Genomic DNA, 16,576 nt, shown 5'->3' on the forward strand with positions numbered 1-16,576 from the left:
CATGCCAGTCACCGACACCGGCGGGCGGACCGGTTACGTCTTCGACAACGACAACGCGCACAGCGGCGGCCAGCACCGCTTCCTCGCCTCGGCGCACGATCCGATGACCACCGCGCGGTTGGCCGAGACCGGCGTCGGTGCCGGGTGGCGGTGCCTGGAGGTGGGCGCCGGAGGCGGCAGCGTCGCGGTGTGGCTGGCCGGACGGGTCGCGCCGACGGGCAGCGTGCTTGCCACCGACGTGAAGCCGCAGCGCATCCCGCGGCGTCCGGGGCTGACCGTCGTCCGGCACGACGTGACGAGCGACCCGCTGCCGGAGTCGGAGTTCGACCTCGTCGTCGCGAGACTCGTGCTGCGCCACCTGCCGCAGCGCCTCGAGGTGCTGGACAGGCTCGTCCGCGCGCTCAAGCCCGGGGGACGGCTCCAGATCGACGAGTTCGACACCTCCTACGAGCCGCCGCTGGTCACGCCGGACGAGCGGTCGCGGCGGGTGTACGAGGACTTCATCGCCGCCAAGGACGCGGTGATGCGCGCGGCGGGAGTCGATCCCGCGTTCGGCCGGCACGTCGCCGCGGCGATGCGCGACGCAGGGCTGGCCGACATCGACCCGCGACCGTTCATCCAGCTCCGGCGCGCCGGATCGGCGGACCTGGAGCAACTGGTCAACCACACGTTCCACCTCAGGGACGCGCTGGTCGCGGCGGGCATGACCGACGAGCGGCTCGCCGAGGTCCGGTCCGCGATGCGGGACCCGTCCTTCCTCGCCGCTTCCAGCGTCATGTACTCGGTGCACGGCACCCGCCCACTGGACGGTGCGTTCTGATGACCCTGTCACCCACGTCGAGCGGTTCCCGCTGCGCGGTGGCCTCGGAGGTCGCGGCGCGGAACCTGGCGCTGCTACCGGACGTCCCGTTCGACGAGACCGAGTGCGAGATCGACTGGGCGGGACCCGTCGACCTGCCGCTGGGCGACGAGACCGCCGTGCAGGCCGCGTGCGGGATCATGCACGTCCACGGTCGTGCCGTCGGCCGCCCGACACCGCTCGCGGTGGACTACGCGTCGGCGACCGCGGGCGTGCTCGCCGCCCAGGGCGTTCTCGCCGCGCGGATCGCACGGGCCAGGGGACTGGAACTTCGCCGGGTGCGCACGTCGGTGAGCCAGGCGGCGTTGCTCGCCGTCTCGCAGTACCTGGCCGCGGCCACCACCGACGATCCCGAGGAGCCCGCACCGGCCGGGAAACCGGATCTGTGCTCGTCCGACGGAGTCCGGTTCGAGATCGAGACCCTCGACGCGCTGGACTGGCTGCGGTTCTGGAGCGTGCTGGACGCCGACCCGGCAGCGGTTCGGCGGGGCTGGCGGCCGTTCCAGCAGCGGTTTGCGACCGCCACCTGCGCGCTTCCCGCGGCGTTGCAGGAGACCGCGGCGAGCCGGACGTTCATCGCGATCGCCGAAACCGCGACCGCTACGGGTGTCAGCGTGCTGCCCGTCCGGGACCGTCCCGGCCATCCGGCAGACGTTCCCGCATGGCACATCACGTCGATGCCGGAAGGGGAAGTCCGCCCATCCACGCGGCCCGGCGCACTGCCGCTGGAGGGCCTGGTCGTCGTGGAGTCGACCCGGCGTGTCCAGGGCCCCGTCGCGGGGCATGTGCTGCGACTGCTCGGCGCCGAGGTCGTGCGGATCGAACCACCAGGAGGCGACCCGATGCGCGGCATCCCGCCGATGGCGGGGGACTGCTCGGCGCGCTTCAGCGCCCTCAACGCGGGCAAGCGGGTCGTCGAACTGGACCTGAAGTCGGCGGCCGGGCGTCGGGGCGTCCACGAGCTCGTCGCCGATGCCGACGTCTTCCTGCACAACTGGGCGCCGGGCAAGGCCGAGCAGCTGGGGCTGGACGCCTGCGACCTGGCGCGCAGCCGGCCGGGCCTGGTCCACGCGTGGGCGTCGGGCTGGGGTGCGGAGTTCGGGGAGGACCCGCCACTGGGAACGGACTTCCTGGTGCAGGCCCACAGCGGGCTGGCCGCGGCCATCGGTCCGGACGGCGCGGCACCGCGGCCGTCGCTGATGACGCTCACCGACGTGGTGGGTGGTCTGGTGTGCGCGCAGGGCGTGCTGGCGGCGCTGCTGAACAGGCTGCTGACCCGTCGAGGCGCCAGGGTCGACTCGTCGTTGTTCTCGGCCGCGGGTGTGATCCCCCGCGCGAGGAGGACTTCTCGCGGTCCATTGCGGACAGCGGACGGATGCCTATTGCTGGAAGCCGAATCGTGGGCCCAGGCTGCCGCAGCGCTGGCACCGGGCGCCGGGCCTGAAGGCGTCGAGGCGCGTTGCGCTGACGAGCCGACCGCCGCAGTGCAGGAATCCCTCCGCACCGCCGGCATCCACGCGACCGCGGTGTGCACCGACCTGCGCGCGTTGGCGGCCGACCCCCGGTTCGGCCGGGCGCTGGGCAGCGCGGCGCACGCCTTCCCGCTCGCACCTTGGGAGTTCTCATGACCGCACCGTGGGTTTCGTCGAACGGTGTCGAGATCCGCGATCTCGTGCCCGCGCGTCTGCGCAGGCAGTGGTGCGACGAAGGCCGTTGCCCGGACCGGGATCTGTACTCGTCGTTCAGCGAACACGTGCGCCGCCATCCCGGTCGCCCCGCGGTGATCGACGCCCGCGGCACCCTGGACTACGCCGGTCTCGACACCCGGGTGCGCGGCATCGCGGCCGCGTTCGCCGCGGCCGGACTGGGGGAGCGCGACATCATCGGCATCCGGCTGCCCAACGGACGCGACATGGTCGCCACCGAGCTCGCGGTCGCCGCGATCGGTGCGGTGGCGCTGCCGTACCCGGCGGGCCGCGGCACCCGGGACACGCTGAGCCTGCTCGGCCGCTCCCGCGCAGGCGCCGCCGTCTTCGCCGACCCCGCCGACGTGGCGTCGTGTGGCGAGCTACCCGACCTGCGGGCGGTGTTCACCTTCGGGCGGCCGGTGGCCGGGGCGAGGTCGCTCGGCCTGCTGCCCGCCGACGCGCGGTGGCGGCCCGGGCGCCGCGACGCCGACTCACCGGCGCGAATCCTGGTCTCCTCCGGTTCGGAGGCGGAACCGAAGATGGTCGCCTACTCGCACAACGCGATGGTCGGCGGGCGGGCGAACTACGTCCGCGCGCTGCACGGCGGAACGGAACTCGTGCGCGACCTCGTGCTCGTGCCGCTCGCGTCGTCGTTCGGTTCGTGCGGCACGTCGGTGACGATCGCCGCGCTGGGCGGCACCCTGGTGCTCGTTGACGCCTTCGATCCCGGCACCGCGCTGCGCGCGATCACCGAGCACCGGCCGACCCACGTGTTCGGGGTGCCGACGATGCTGCGCAGGCTGGCCGACCACCCGCCGGCCGGAGGAGAGGACCTGTCGAGCCTTCGGGCGCTGGTCTCCAGCGGGGCGGCACTGCCGGAGGCGACCGCGCAGGCGTGCCGGGACCGGTTCGGCCGCGAGATGATCGCGGTGTACGGGTCGTCGGACGGCGTCAACTGCCACACCGCTCGCACCGGGCTCGCGCCGGAAACCGGCACCGGACTGCCGGACCCGGCGGTCGCCGACATCCGCATCACCGACGAGCGGGGCGAGCCGGTCGCCGCCGGTGAACCGGGTGAGATCTGCGCGCTGGGTCCGATGACGCCCATGTGCTACGTCGCCAGTCCGGAGCTCGACACCCGCTACCGCACGCCCGGAGGCTGGGTTCGCACCGGAGACCGGGGTTTCCTGGACGGTCGGGGCCGCCTGCACGTGCTCGGGCGGATCAAGCAGGTCGTCGTGCGCGGCGGCTACAACATCAGCCCCGCGGAGGTCGAGCGGGAGCTCGGCGCGCACCCGGCGATCGCGGACGCGGTGTGCGTGGCCGTCGCCGATCCGGACCTGGGGGAGCGGATGTGCGTGTGCGTCACCCAGCCGGCCGGCGTGCCGCCCGTGACCCTCGACGAGATCACCACTTTCCTGGAGCGGGAACGCGGGCTGGAACGCAGGAAGCTCCCCGAACTGCTGCTCGCCGTCGACGAGATGCCGCTCGGGCCTACGGGCAAGATCTGCCGGCGCACGCTGTCCGAGATGGCCACAGAGCAGCGGCGAACATCCGGAGCCGCGGTCTGAACGCTTTCAGGGGCGGCTTTCGCGCAACGCGTTGACCTCGAGCCGCAGGGAGCGCAGCTCGGCGAGCAGTTCGGACTCGCCGTGCGTGCGCGGCGCGGGGATCTCGGCTTCCTCCTCCTTGATCTGCGACTCCATGGCGTTGACCACGACCGCGATGAACAGGTTCAGCACGGTGAAGCTGGAGATCAGGATGTAGCCGACGAAGAACACCCACGCCAGCGGCTTGGTCTCCATGACGCTCTGCATGGTGTCCGCCCAGCCGTCACCCGTCATGATCTGGAACAGCGTCAGCAGCGAGGTGCCCAGGTCGCCGAAGTGCTCGCCATCGGCCTCGGAGAACAGCCTCGTGGCCATCACGCCCGCGACGTAGAGCACCAGCATCAGCAGCCCGACGATGGAGAAGACCCCCGGCAGCGCCTTCAGCAGGGCGGCGACGATCCGCCGCATGCTGGGGACCGTGGACAGCAGCCGCAGTGCGCGCAGGATGCGCAGGGACCGCACGACGGAGAACGCCGCCGAAGCGGGCAGCAGCGACAGCGACACGATCACGAAGTCGAAGTTGTTCCAGTGGTCGCGGAAGAACCGCCAGCCGTAGGCGTAGATCTTGGCCACGAGCTCGGCCACGAAGATGACGAGCGCGGTGCTGTCCACCAGGCCTATCAGACCGCCGTAGCTCGCGGTCAGCGCCGAGGAGGTCTCGCAGCCGAGCGCGAGCGCGTTGACGACGATCACGGTGATGATCGACCACTGGAACCCGCGGGACTCGAAGACCGACCGGAGGCGCGCACGCAACGTCACTGGTTCTCCTCAGGAGGGAGGAAGGATCCGGAAGCACTGCGGGGGGATACTAGTCCGCTGCGGAGGGGAATCCCGTTCCGGCGAATGTCTAGTGTGGACTGTCCGGTCCGGTGACTGAACGTGTTCGAACCCGCGGTCCGGTCGACCCGAGCCGAGGGTTCGGCGTGGGTGCTCGACACGGCGCCTAAGCTCGGTGCATGGCGAAGTACATCGACGTGCACCCGGAGAACCCGCAGCGCCGGGCGATCGGCCAGGTCGTCGACATCCTCGACCGCGACGGCGTGATCGTGTACCCGACCGACTCCTGCTTCGCGCTCGGGTGCCGGCTGGGCAACAAGGAGGGGATCGACCGCATCCGCTCGATCCGGGACCTCGACGAGCGGCACCACTTCACGCTGGTGTGCCAGAACTTCGCCCAGCTCGGCCAGTTCGTGCACATCAACAACGCCGTCTTCCGCGCGGTCAAGGCGTCGACGCCCGGCAGCTACACCTTCATCCTCCCGGCGACCAGGGAGGTGCCGCGCAGGCTGATGCACCCGAAGAAGAAGACCGTGGGCATCCGCATCCCCGACCACGTGGCCGCGCAGGCGCTTCTGTCGGAGGTCGGCGAGCCGCTGGTGTCGAGCACCCTGCTGCTGCCGGACCAGGAGGATCCGCTGACCCAGGGCTGGGAGATCAAGGAGCTGCTCGACCACGCGGTCGACGCCGTGGTGGACTCCGGTGACTGCGGTGTCGAGCCCACCACGGTCATCGACTTCTCCGGCGACGAGCCGGAGATCGTGCGACGCGGGGCGGGGGACACGTCGCGGTTCGAGTGAGCGAACCGCTCCGGCCGCCGCCACGCCCGCGCGTCGACCGCCAGGTGTCGTGGCGTCAGATCCGGCGGATCCTGGCCAGCCAGGCCGGCAGGTCGCCCAGTTCCCAGGTACCGGGGTCGTCGGGGTCCGTGGCGCCCACGACACCCCGGTAGGTGCTCGCACTCACGTCCTCGACGACCCATCCCGCGCCGAAGGCCGCGCGGATCTCCTCCGCGCTGACCTGCGGTCCGTAGCCGGGACCCTCGTCGGACAGGGCGAGCACGTGGACCAGCGCGCCGGGCCGGCAGACACGGTGCAGTGCGCGCGCGTACCGGAGGCGGTCGGCGGCGTCGAAGACGTGGAACAGCGCACTGTCGACGACGGTGTCGAACCTCGGTGGACCTTCGAGGGCCAGCGCGTCGGAGACCTCGAACCTCGCCGAGCAGCCGTGCTCCACCGCGTTGAGCCGGGCCTGGGCTACGGCGATCTCGGAGAAGTCCGTGCCCAGCACGTCGTGGCCGAGCGAGGCGAGGTGGATGGAGTTCTCCCCGGTGCCGCACCCGGGATCGAGCACCGCGCCGCGGACCCAGCCGTCGCGCGCGAGCCCGACGACGACAGGTTGCGGCTCGCCGATGACCCACGGGGCGCTTCCGGCCTCATATGCCTGGTCGTACATGGCGGTCGGCTCCGCCTGCTGCTTCGCGTCGGCCAGCTTCTCCCGCGCTTCGGCGAGGTCGTCGTCGGTGGGGGCGTCGTCCTGCGACAGTGCGAGCCGCCAGTACCCGGCGAAGTCCACGGCGCGCTTGTCCATCCCGCGCTCGCCGACCAGGTGGCGCCGCAACGTGCGCACCACCCCGGCCTCCCCTGCGAGCCAGGCGAACACCGAGCCCGCCGGGATGTCGGCGGCGCGCACGGCATCGAGCAGCAGCGTCGACCGCCCGGGCGGCGTGGCTCCCCGGTGCAGCCAGTGCACGGTGAGGTCAGCGCGCGTGTCGAGGCGCTGTTCCTCGGCGCTGTCGGCCACCTCGAGATAGGCGACCGCTCGAGCGCCGTCGGGCAGTGACTCGACGAGCGTGCCGATGGCGGGCAGGGCGGTCTCGTCCCCGGCCATCAGCACCAGGTCGCTGCCGGCGATGGTGCTGCTCAGCGGGACGCGCCGGGCGTAGTCCGCCGACGGTCCGAACACGCCGATGGTGTCGCCTGGTGCGGCCGACAGCGCCCACCGGGTCGCCGGGCCCGCGTCGTCGTGCAGGACGAAGTCGATGGTGACCAGGTCGCGGCCGGCGTCGTGCGAACGGATCGTGTAGCTGCGCATCCACGGGCGCTGGTCTTCAGGTATCTCCAGGAACGACTGGTACCAGCGCATCACGTCGCCGTCGCCGTCCGGCTCGGGCAGGCGCGGGCGGTCCTGCCCCGGCCTGGGGAAGTACAACTTCACCTGCTGGTCGGGTTCGTCGCCGATGGCGGCGGCGAGTCCGTCCGCGGCGAAGGTGATGCGCGCCGTGCGCGGCGTGATCCTCTCGACCTCGGTGACCTCGACGAGCGAAACCGGCAAGGACTGCTGCAACTCGGTTCTCCTGTGCGCGTTGGTGTGTGCGGTTCCGGCGCGCATATGTCCACTGAGGACTGATTCGGTGCCGGACTGGTGGTCGTCTCCCACGGGGTTCCCGGGGTGTGCGCCGTCGACGGGTGTCCTGTCGACGGGGGTGCCGGTCTGCGGGCGTGCGCGACCGGCACCGAGCTGCCACGGGCCCCGGCAATGAGCTTACAATGTAAGGAGATGACTCGGGCAACGTTACTTTATGGTGTAAGGAGTCGCAAGTGGTCGTCTACGCCGGGCAGGGGGACCCCCGTCGTTCGATGTCGCTGCTGTGGCGGGACGCCGGTACGGCGGAGCGGACCGGCCCCGGTCCGAAGCCCGGCCTCAGCGTGGACCTCGTCGTGGACACCGCGATCGAGCTGGCCGACGCCGAGGGCATGCCGGCGCTGTCGATGCGCGCGGTGGGCGAGCGGCTCGGCCGCACCGCCATGGCGCTCTACACCTACGTGCCCGGCAAGAACGAGCTGATCGACCTGATGTACGACCGGGCCCTCGCCGAGCTGCCGACCGACTACCCGGCGGACCAGGGATGGCGCAGCGCGGTGACCGCGTGGGCCGACGACCTCTGGCGGTTCTACCTGCGGCACCCCTGGGTCCTGCAGGTGTCGCAGGCGCGCCCGGTGCTCGGACCCAACGAGTACGGCGTCCTGGAGGCGCTGGTCCGCGTCCTGGACGGGACCGGGCTGGCCGCCGGTGAGCTGCGCCGGGTCGTCGGGACGCTGTTCCACGTCGTGCGGGGTGCGGCGCAGACGATCGCGGAGTCGCGCCACGCGGCGGCGGCGACCGGTGTGTCCGACGAGGAGTGGTGGTTCGCCCGCGCCGGCGTGCTGCGCGAAGTGGCGCCGGACTTCGCCGAGCGGTTTCCGATGGTGCTCCGGCTGGAGGCCGACCAGGCGGCCGGGTGGGAGGACGACGGCTCCCCGTATTTGGAGCGGGAGGCGAAGCGGACTTTCGAGGCCGGGCTGGCGGTGGTCCTCGACGGAATCGAGGCCGCGATGGCAAGGACCCAACGAGACCGGGCGCGGTGATTGTCTTTCAGGGCTTCCCGGTGCGTTGCGGGCAGTAGTCGATTGCGCACCGAAGGCGGGTTGAACGGCTTTCCCGATCATCGCGGCAAGGGCGGTGACCTGGAGTCCTGTGCTTGCGCGGTGGTGTGAACGCGCGGTGACGGCCGGGTGGGCGAACATCGCGAAAACCTTTTCCGCCGGGTAGCGGCAGATATTTCCGGATAACCGGGCGAGTGATCGGGTTCGCTATTCGCTCGTGGCGTGAAGAGCTGTCTGAGAAAGCGCCCTATTCGGTGCTCGCCGAAATTGGTGTTGTGCGTTTCCGGAGCAGTTCTCGGCGCTGTCCGTGCCGATATTTGGTTGCACGTTTCCGGGCGGCATTTCGGCAGGATTCCGGGTGGATAACCCTGGGTTGCGGAACCGGATCGTGCAGGCTCTCGTGCCGAGAAATCTGTGGTAGATGGGTTGCGCGAGCTCTCTGGGTCTGCGGTGGCGCCTCCTGCGGTCAACATCGGAGATCCAACCGCGTCGGAATGATCCATGGCAGGGTCACAAGTCCTGTTCGACTTGCGCCGAAGAAGTCGGGCCGCGTCACGAAAGATTAGTCGCTCTCTGTGTTGGGCGATTGCGCAGCGTGTGTCGCCTGGGTATTCCGGTCTTTCGTTACCACTCGGATGGGTGAACCGCGAGCCGCATTGTTGCGCTGCCTTCCCGGGCGTCGACTTATTGTGCGTTACGGCTCATCGGAGCTCAGCGGAGAGAAAGTTTTAGGTTTCATGGAACCCAGGACTTTGGACCCTGGGAATGGCCAACCCGTGCGCGCAACGGGGCCATCCCATGGTCGACTGCACGATTTCTTCACCACGACCTGCGACCGGACGCCCGGCAAGGTCGCGCTGGAGGCCGGTGACGTCCGGATGACCTACCGGCAGCTCGACAGGCGGGCCAACCAGCTCGCGCACCACCTGCTCACCCTCGGTCTCGGGACCGGCTCGCGGGTGGGGATCCTGCTGGAGCGGTCCGCGTGGACCTACGTCAGCCTGCTGGGGGTGCTCAAGGCCGGTGCGGCGTTCGTACCCATCGACGCGGTCTCCCCTTCGGACCGGGTCGGCTACATCTGCGGCGACTCCCGGCTCGACCTGGTGATCACCTCCGGTGACCTGGCCGGCAAGGTGGGCGGAGCCTGCCCGGTGCTCGACGTCGACCTGGTCGGGACGACGCTGGACCACACGCCCTCCACCAGGCCCGAGCTGCCCGACACCGCGGACCCGCCCGCCTACGTCATCTACACCTCCGGTTCGAGCGGCCGCCCCAAGGGCGTCGAGGTGTCGCAGTCCAGCATCTGCAACTTCATCGACGTGGTGCCCGCGATCTACGACGTGCGCGAGTCCGACCGCGTGTACCAGGGCATGTCGATCTCGTTCGACTTCTCCATCGAGGAGATCTGGCCGACCTGGGCGGTGGGGGCGACGCTGGTGGCGGGCCCCAACGACTCGCGCAGGCTCGGCGAGGAGCTCGCCGAGTTCCTCGACGACAACGGCGTCTCGGTCCTGTACTGCGTGCCGACGCTGCTGGCCACCATCCACCGCGAGCTGCCGAAGGTGCGCAGCGTGCTGGTCGGCGGCGAGGCGTGCCCGGCCGAGCTCGTGGAGCGCTGGAGCACTCCCAAGCGGCGCATCCTCAACACCTACGGGCCGACCGAGGCCACGGTCACCGCGTCGTGGTGCGAGCTGCTGCCCGGCAGGCGAGTGACCATCGGACGCGCTCTGCCGACCTACACGGTGGTGCTGCTCGACGAAGCCTTGCATCCGGTACCGGATGGCGATGTCGGTGAGATATGCATCGGCGGACCCGGCGTGGCCAACGGCTACGTCGGCCTGCCGGAGAAGACCGCCGACCGGTTCGTCGAGCACCCGCTGGCGCCCCGCGGCGGACGGCTGTACCGCACCGGCGACCTGGGCCGCACCACCGAGGACGGCGAGATCGAGTACCTCGGCAGGGCCGACGCCGAGGTCAAGATCCGCGGTCGCCGGGTCGACCTGGGCGAGATCGACAACGTGCTGCTGGAGCACCCGGCGGTCTCCGGCGCGGTGACCGCGCTGACCGCCGACGGCATGGCGCTGGCGTCCTACCTGACCGTGCGCGGGGATGCCGGCGACGAGCTGATCGCCGACCTGCACGACCGCGCCCGGGCGAAGCTGCCGGAGTACATGGTTCCCGCTCTGGTCGACGTGCTCGACGAGCTGCCGACGATGCCCAGCGGCAAGGTCCACCGCGCCCGGCTGCCCGCACCCAGCGGGAGGCGGTTCAGCGCGGGCGCGGGCGAGGTCGTCCCGCCCGAGACCGACATGCAGAAGCAGGTCGCGGTGGTGTGGGCGGAGGTCTTCGGCCTCGATCCGCGCGAGCTGTCGGTGGACGCGGACTTCTTCGGCGACCTCGGCGGGCACTCGTTGCTCGCGGCCAACGTCGTCTCGGCGCTGCGGGAGCGGCGCATCGGCGGCAGCCCGGCCGTGCGCGATCTCTACGCCCACCCGACCGTGCGGTCGCTGGCCGACCACCTGGACCGCGCACCCGCGCCCGCACCCGCCGACGCACCGGCGCGCCGGGTCGAGGCGGCGGTGCACCGGCGGCGCCGCACGGTGCCCGCCGGGCTCGCGCAGCTGGCGTTCCTCTACGTGTTGCTGCTGGTCGGCGTCATCCCGGTGGCTCTGGTCTACAGCCGCTACGACGGCGTCGTGGGCATCTCCGGAGTCCTCGGCGAGCTGGCGCTGGCGGCCCTGACGACCTACGTGGTGCTGCGGTGGGTGCTGCCGGTGCCGCTGGCCAGAGCGCTCGCGGCCGGGATACACCCCGGCCGGTACCGGTTGTGGGGGCTGACCTACCTGCGGTTGTGGGCGCTGGACCTGGTGCTGACCCTGGCGCCGCTGCCCGCGCTCAGCGGGTCGCCGCTGTACGCGCCGTACCTGCGGCTGCTCGGCGCCCGCGTCGGACGGCGGACCCAGATCGCCACCAGCGCGATCTCGCTGCCCACCCTGCTCGACATCGGCGACGACGCGAGCCTGGGCTACGACGTGCAGGTGCAGCCATGGGTCGTCGACGACGGCTGGGTGGTCGTCGAGCCCATCCGGGTCGGCGAGGACGCCTTCGTCGGTTCCAGCACGGTGCTGGAACCGGGTGCCTCGGTGGGAGCGGGGGCCGGCATCGCCGAGCATTCGGCGGTGGGTGGCCGCCAGGCCGTGCCACCGCAGCAGTGGTGGGCCGGCTCCCCGCTGGTCGAGGTGTCCAGGCCCGAACCGATGGTGCAGGCGATGGCCGAGCTGCCCACCGCCCCCGGCTGGCGGGCCGGTCCGCTGCTGGGCGCGGCGGGCGGGCTGCTGCTGCTCGAGCTCACCCTCATCGCCATGGTGCTGCCGAGCATCGTGATGGTGTGGGCGCCGCTGCTGCTGTGGGGAACGCTCGCCGGACTCGTCGCCGCGGCGCTGGTCGGTCCGGTGTTCGTGGTGACGGTCTGCGTGCTCGTGGCGTGCATCCGCCGGCTCGTGCTGCCGCGCACCGAGATCGGCATCCACCACGCGCGTTCCGGGCTCGGGGTGCGCAAGTGGATCGGGGACAAGCTGCTCGAGTCAAGCCTGGTCGCCACGAACTCGCTGTACGCCACGCTCTACACGGTGCCGTGGCTGCGGATGCTCGGCGCCCGCGTCGGGCGCGGTTCGGAAGTCTCCACTGCCGCGTACTTCGACCCGGCGCTGCTGACCCTCGGCGAGCAGAGCTTCGTGGCCGACATGGCCAGCATCGGTTCGGCCCGCTTCTACAACGGCTACGTCGGGTTCGCGCGGACCGCGATCGGGCGACGCTCGTTCGTGGGCAACGCCGCGTTCGTGCCGTCGGGCACCTCCACCGGTGACGGCTCGCTGCTCGGCGTGCACACCGTGCCGCCCGCGGCCGAGGTGCCCGCCGAGTCCTCGTGGCTGGGCTCGCCGGCGATCTTCCTGCCGCAGCGGCAGTCCAGCGGAACCTTCTCGGAGCGCACGACTTTCCGGCCGCCACCGCGGGCCGTGGTCGAGCGTTTGGCGATCGAGTACTTCCGCGTCACGATGCCGGCCTCGGTGCTGGCCGTGGCGGTGTACCTGACCCTGCTCGGGCTCTCCGAGCTGGCCGGCGCCACCGGCACGCTGGCCACGCTGCTGCTGGCACCGGTGCTGTTCGCGCTGGGCAGCGTGCTGGTGCTGCTGTTCGTCGTCGCGCTCAAGTGGGTGCTGGTGGGTGCCTACCGGCCGCGGATCGAACCGCTGTGGAGCAGGTTCGTGCGGCGGACCGAACTGGTGACAGGGGTGTACGAGGCCGCGGCGGTGCCCGCGCTGCTGGGCACGCTGACCGGCACGCCGCTGCTGCCGCCCGCGTTGCGGCTGCTGGGCACCAGGATCGGCAAGTGCGCCTGGATCGGCACGACCTACCTCACCGAGTTCGACCTGGTCCACATCGGGCAGAACGCGACGGTGGGCAAGGGCGTGTCGTTGCAGACGCACCTGTTCGAGGACCGGGTGATGAAGATGTCGCAGGTGCGGGTCGGCGACGGCGCCACGGTCGGGGAGCGCTCGATCGTGCTCTACGACGCCGAGGTCGGCGTCGGCACCGCGCTGGAGTCGCTGTCGCTGGCGATGAAGGGCGAGCAGCTCACCCCGGGCACCCGGTGGCGGGGCATCCCGGCGCAGGGGGTCCTGTGATGCGCGCACCGGTCTCGCTCAACCTGATCGACCTGGACCTGGCACCCGTCCCGGCCGGTCACGCCGCCGCGCACGACGCCGGTGGCCCGGCGCCCGCGCGCCGCTCGCTCGCGGCGCGGGACGCGTTGCTGGAGGTGCTGTCGGACGTTCTCGGCCATCGCCCGGACGAGGGCGCGGTCCGGCCTGGGACGCCCTGCGACGGGGTGTTCTTCAGCGAGGCCCGACGCGACGAGCGGTACCTGGTCGGCACGTCGACGTGGTATCCGCTTGGTGTGGAGTGCAAGTCCGCGGTGCCCGGTCGTCCGCCCCCGCTGGTGGAGCGGCTGCTGCCCGCCGGGGAGCGGCGGGAGGTCGCCCGGCTGCCCGCCGCGGCGCGTCCGCTGGCGTTCGCGCTGTGCTGGTGCCGGATGGTCGCCGCGGTCAAGGCCTGCGGCGCGGCGCTCGACGACGCGGCGCACTGCATGGCCGCGACCTCGCAATGGGCCGCCGTCGTCGCCCCGGGGCTGGTGGCGGGCGCCGCCGTGCTCACCGAGCGGGGGATCGACGTGCGGTGGCGCACCACCGCCTGGGAGAAGGACGCGTCATGAGACGACCACTGGCACTGGTGTACCGGGGGCCCGCGGCCAAACCGGTGGAGTGCTCCGAGGCGGCGGCCGAGTTGCTCAGCAGCTCGCCGCGGCGCTTCGACGTCTGCTACGTCGGTCCGAAGGAGCGGCTGGAGATCAGCCCGCGGACGTTGGCTTCGGCGACGCTCTACATCCAGCCCGGCGGCGGCGGGCTCAAGCGCGGCTACCGCGCGATGAAGTCCTACAAGAAGGTGATCCGCGAGTTCGTCGGGGACGGCGGCCGTTACGTGGGGTTCTGCCTGGGGGGCTACCTCGCCGGTGCGTCACCCGGTTTCGCACTGCTGCCGGGGGATACCGACCAGTACATCTCGACCTGCGGCGCGACCGTGAGGTCAACTGACGAGACGGTCGTGGAGGTGCTCTGGCGGGGCCGGGCGCGCTACCTGTACTTCCAGGACGGTGCGATGTTCCTGCTGCGCCCGGACGCCCGAGGTGTCGACGTGCTGGCCAGGTACCGCAGCGGGGAGATCGCCGCGCTGGCGGCCCCCTTCGGTGCGGGACGGGTGGCCGTGGCCGGACCGCACCCGGAGGCCACATCCGACTGGTTCGAGGACGCCGGCCTGCACGTTCCGGGCGGGTCGGGCTTCGACCTCGGGCACGACCTCATCGAGGCGGTGATGGCTTGAGATGAGCAGGACCTCCAGGGGGCTGCTGGCCATCGGTTCGGCCTGCTTGCTGGTGACCGCGGTCGCCTGCGCGCCGGAGGCCACCGACCAGCCGTGGCCGCAGCGGCCGGTGGTCGACCTGGACTACCGGGTCGCCGACGACCTGAGCTCGGTGACCGGTCGGGAGCGGGTGGTGTTCACCCCGGACATGCGGGTGTGCGAGCTGGTCTTCCGCCTGTGGCCCAACGAGCCGACCGCGGCGCGCACCGGTACCTCGATCGTGGTGACCGGTGCGTCGGTCGACGGCAGGCCCGTGGCACCGCGGCCGTCGGCGGACGCCGCCGCCGGATCGCAGGGCACGCTGGTCGAGCTGCCGCTGGGCCGCTGCGTGCAGGCGGATGACGCGGTGACGGCCGTGCTGGACTTCCGGCTGACCCTCGGGCGGGACTCCGGCGAGCGGTGGGGCTACCTGCCATCCCGCGAGATGGCGTGGTTCGGCAACGGCTTCCCGCTGCTGCCGTGGGTGCGGGGGCAGGGCTGGGCCCGCGACGCCGCCACGGTGATCCCGGGGGAGACGGCCACCAGCGAGGACTTCGACCTGGCATCGCTGTCGGTGACCGCGCCGTCGCGGCTGACCGTGTTCGGCACCGGGACCCGCAGGGCGGCCGAGTCGGGCCGGGCACCGGGCACCACCATCCACCACTTCGCCGCCGACGCGGTGCGCGACGTCCTGGTGACGGTCGGGAACCTCGACGTGCTGGAGCGAACGGTCAGCGGGGTGCAGATCCGGCTCGCCACGCCGAAGCCCGGCCGCAACGGCGACGGCAACGGGAATGGGAACGGGGACGGAGAGGGAGAGGGAGAGGGAGAAGGCAACGGCAACGGCAAGGGGACGAAGGTGTCCCCGCAGCGGTGGATGGAGGAGCTCTCCGACGAGCTGCGCGCCCTGCAGCACCTGCTCGGGCCGCTGCCGTACCGGGACCTGTGGGTGACCGTCGTGCCGACGATCGGCGACGGCGTCGAGTTCCCGAGCGCGCTGCTGTTCGGCGACCTGCGGCGCAGGGAGGTGCGCTCGCTGGTCGCCCACGAGCTCGGCCACCAGTGGTTCTACGCGCTGGTCGGAAACAACCAGGCGCGCGACCCGTGGATCGACGAGTCCTTCACGACGTTCGCGCAGGCGCTGGTGGTCGGCCAGCAGGACGACTACCGGCTGGAGGATGTTCCGCAGGGCGTCGTCGGGCACCTCGGCGAGCCCATGGAGTACTGGGGGCGGACCGGCGGCTACGACAACTACGTGGCCGGGGTGTACCAGCAGGGGGCGGCGGTGCTGCTGGAGGCGCGCAGGCGGGCGGGACCCCATCGGTTCGACAGGGCCCTGCGCGACTACGTGGCCCGTTCGGCGCACCGCGTGGTCGGGCCCAGGGACGTTTTCGCGGCGTTCCAGGACCTGCCGCAGGTGACCGACCTGCTCAGGCAGTACGGAGTGCGTGAAGGGGGAAACAGGTGAACACGAGGCTGCTGGTGTCGGACGCGGAGCACTTCCGGATCGACTACGAGATCAACCCGTACATGACGACGGACAACCAGCCCGACACGGCGCTGGCCGTCGCCGAGCACAAGGCGATCCTGGAGGCGCACCTCAACGCGGGCCGGTTCCTGGAGCACGTGCCGTCGGAGCCGGAGTGCCCGGACATGGTCTACGTGGCCAACTCCGCGCTGGTCTGCGGCGGCCGCGCCGTGCTGGGCAGCCTTCCCGCGGCCCGCAGGCCGGAGACCCGCCACCACCGGCGCTGGTTCGAGCGACTGGGCCTGGAGGTGATCGACGCGCCGTTCGCGTTCAGCGGCCAGGGAGACGCCCTTCCCTGCGGCGGGTTGCTGTTCGCGGGCAGCGGGTGGCGGACCGATCCCCGCATGCACGGGTTCCTGCGCCGCAGGCTCGGCTACGAGGTCGTGTCCCTGCGGACGGTCAACGACCACTGGTACGACATCGACCTCGCCGTCGCGGTGCTGGACCAGCGCACCGTCGCCTACTGCCCCCAGGTGCTGGACGAGCCCAGCAGGCGCCGCATCCGCGGGCTGGGCCTGGACCTCATCGAGGTGCCGGTCGCCGAAGCCGAGCGCTTCGCGCTGAACCTGGTCAGCGACGGGGCGAGCGTCACGATGGCCTGCGGCGCCCCGGAGTTCGCGGGTGAGCTGCGGGCCCGCGGGTTCACCGTGTTCGAGCTGGACATCACCGAGCTGGCCAAGGGCGGTGGGGGAGTCCGCTGCACATCGCTCACGCTGGACAACCCGTGACAGGAC

General features: G+C 71.5%; 12 protein-coding genes. 10 read left to right on the forward strand and 2 right to left on the reverse strand.

Annotation, left to right across the window (positions count from 1 at the left end):
- Nucleotide 1: 1 nt before the first annotated feature.
- From SACE_RS15585 to SACE_RS15595, 3 genes are read left to right on the forward strand one after another with little or no spacing between them, the layout of a single operon-like run.
- Nucleotides 2–820: a class I SAM-dependent methyltransferase gene (locus tag SACE_RS15585; protein WP_009945602.1), complete on the forward strand. Its 819-nt coding sequence runs from the start codon at nt 2–4 to the stop codon at nt 818–820.
- Nucleotides 820–2,487, forward strand: a complete 1,668-nt coding sequence (locus SACE_RS15590; protein ID WP_009945601.1) for a CoA transferase — start codon at nt 820–822, stop codon at nt 2,485–2,487. Before SACE_RS15585 ends, SACE_RS15590 begins: the two co-directional genes overlap by 1 nt.
- Complete coding sequence (locus SACE_RS15595; protein ID WP_009945600.1) at nt 2,484–4,118, forward strand: class I adenylate-forming enzyme family protein; 1,635 nt, start codon at nt 2,484–2,486, stop codon at nt 4,116–4,118. Before SACE_RS15590 ends, SACE_RS15595 begins: the two co-directional genes overlap by 4 nt.
- Nucleotides 4,119–4,124: 6 nt before the next feature.
- Here the strand turns inward: SACE_RS15595 and SACE_RS15600 are convergent, their stop codons facing one another.
- Nucleotides 4,125–4,916 (reverse strand): ion transporter, encoded by a 792-nt coding sequence (locus SACE_RS15600; RefSeq protein ID WP_009945599.1) that lies wholly within the window; start codon nt 4,914–4,916, stop codon nt 4,125–4,127.
- Nucleotides 4,917–5,113: 197 nt separating this feature from the next.
- On the opposite strand from SACE_RS15600, the gene SACE_RS15605 reads away from it, so the two are divergent.
- Entirely contained in the window at nt 5,114–5,734 is a 621-nt protein-coding gene (locus tag SACE_RS15605) for an L-threonylcarbamoyladenylate synthase (RefSeq protein WP_009945598.1), read from the forward strand.
- 55 nt (nt 5,735–5,789) lie between these two features.
- Here the strand turns inward: SACE_RS15605 and SACE_RS39930 are convergent, their stop codons facing one another.
- Nucleotides 5,790–7,280, reverse strand: coding sequence for an SIP domain-containing protein (locus SACE_RS39930; RefSeq protein ID WP_011873965.1), 1,491 nt, complete (start codon nt 7,278–7,280; stop codon nt 5,790–5,792).
- Nucleotides 7,281–7,534: 254 nt separating this feature from the next.
- Between SACE_RS39930 and SACE_RS15615 the strand changes: the two genes are divergently transcribed.
- The 6 genes from SACE_RS15615 to SACE_RS15640 all read left to right on the forward strand — a co-directional run bounded on the left by SACE_RS15615 (nt 7,535) and on the right by SACE_RS15640 (nt 16,570).
- Nucleotides 7,535–8,341, forward strand: a complete 807-nt coding sequence (locus SACE_RS15615) for a TetR/AcrR family transcriptional regulator (RefSeq protein ID WP_009945595.1) — start codon at nt 7,535–7,537, stop codon at nt 8,339–8,341.
- A 794-nt stretch (nt 8,342–9,135) separates the two neighbouring features.
- Nucleotides 9,136–13,044, forward strand: a complete 3,909-nt coding sequence (locus SACE_RS15620) for a Pls/PosA family non-ribosomal peptide synthetase (protein ID WP_021341767.1) — start codon at nt 9,136–9,138, stop codon at nt 13,042–13,044.
- Complete coding sequence (locus SACE_RS15625; RefSeq protein ID WP_009945593.1) at nt 13,044–13,631, forward strand: 4'-phosphopantetheinyl transferase family protein; 588 nt, start codon at nt 13,044–13,046, stop codon at nt 13,629–13,631. Before SACE_RS15620 ends, SACE_RS15625 begins: the two co-directional genes overlap by 1 nt.
- Entirely contained in the window at nt 13,628–14,296 is a 669-nt protein-coding gene (locus tag SACE_RS15630; protein WP_011873967.1) for a BPL-N domain-containing protein, read from the forward strand. The genes SACE_RS15625 and SACE_RS15630 overlap by 4 nt, the downstream gene beginning before the upstream one ends.
- A 1-nt stretch (nt 14,297) precedes the next feature.
- A complete protein-coding gene (locus SACE_RS15635) occupies nt 14,298–15,782 on the forward strand; it encodes a M1 family aminopeptidase (protein WP_009945591.1) in 1,485 nt (494 codons plus the stop codon).
- Nucleotides 15,779–16,570: a dimethylarginine dimethylaminohydrolase family protein gene (locus SACE_RS15640; RefSeq protein WP_009945589.1), complete on the forward strand. Its 792-nt coding sequence runs from the start codon at nt 15,779–15,781 to the stop codon at nt 16,568–16,570. Before SACE_RS15635 ends, SACE_RS15640 begins: the two co-directional genes overlap by 4 nt.
- Nucleotides 16,571–16,576: the final 6 nt, after the last annotated feature.

Source organism: Saccharopolyspora erythraea NRRL 2338, assembly GCF_000062885.1.
In the GTDB taxonomy this organism is placed as follows: Bacteria; Actinomycetota; Actinomycetes; order Mycobacteriales; family Pseudonocardiaceae; genus Saccharopolyspora_D; species Saccharopolyspora_D erythraea.